A 1,136-nucleotide genomic window follows, 5' to 3' on the forward strand; every position below is an offset into this window, starting at 1 on the left:
ATCAGCCCCTGGATCGGCCATGCCGCTGCGTCGCCAAGCGCGCAGATGGTGTGGCCTTCGACCTGCTTGGTCACATTGAACAGCATGTCGATTTCGCTCTGGTCAGCATCGCCGGTGCGCAGACGCTCCATGACGCGCCACATCCAGCCGGTGCCTTCGCGGCACGGCGTACACTGGCCACAGCTCTCATGCTTGTAGAAGTAGGAGAGACGGGAAATGGCGCGGACGATGTCGGTCGACTTGTCCATGACGATGACAGCGGCAGTACCAAGGCCTGAGCCGAGTGCGCGCAAACCGTCGAAATCCATCGGCGCGTCCATGATTTCCTTGGCAGGAACCAGAGGCACCGACGAACCGCCGGGGATGACCGCGAGCAGATTGTCCCAGCCCCCACGGATGCCGCCGCAATGGCGATCGATCAGTTCGCGGAACGGGATCGACATGCTTTCTTCGACCACGCACGGCTTGTTCACATGACCGCTGATCTGGAACAGCTTAGTGCCGCGATTATTCTCACGGCCAAAGCCGTTGAACCAGGCCGCGCCACGACGCAGGATCGTCGGCGAAACCGCGATGGATTCCACGTTATTGACGGTGGTCGGGCAGCCATAGAGGCCCGCGCCTGCCGGGAAAGGCGGCTTCAGGCGGGGCTGGCCCTTCTTGCCTTCGATGCTTTCGATCTGGGCCGTTTCCTCGCCACAGATATAAGCGCCCGCACCGCGATGGACGAACACGTCGAAATCATAGCCCGACCCGCAGGCATTCTTGCCGATGAAGCCCTTTTCATAGGCCTGCTCGACGGCAGCGAAGAGAACCTTCGCTTCATAGATGAATTCGCCGCGGATATAGATGTAGGCGGCGCGCGCCCGCATCGCGAAACCGGCGATCAGCGCACCTTCGATCAGCTTGTGCGGATCGTGGCGGATGATTTCGCGGTCCTTGCACGAACCCGGTTCGGATTCGTCGGCGTTGATGACGAGGAAGCTGGGACGGCCATCCTTGCTTTCCTTGGGCATGAAGCTCCACTTCATGCCGGTCGGGAAGCCGGCGCCGCCACGGCCGCGCAGGTTCGACGCCTTGATGGTGTCGATGATCGCGTCCTGGCCAATTTCCATCAGCTTCTTGGTATTGTCCCA

1 protein-coding gene is annotated in these 1,136 nt (G+C 61.2%); it reads right to left on the bottom strand.

Annotation, left to right across the window (positions count from 1 at the left end):
• A partial coding sequence (gene nuoF, locus DI606_RS20245) for an NADH-quinone oxidoreductase subunit NuoF (protein ID WP_293985819.1) occupies positions 1 to 1,136 on the bottom strand: 1,136 nt, incomplete at both ends.

The organism is Sphingobium sp. (genome assembly GCF_003248505.1).
GTDB lineage: Bacteria > Pseudomonadota > Alphaproteobacteria > Sphingomonadales > Sphingomonadaceae > Sphingobium.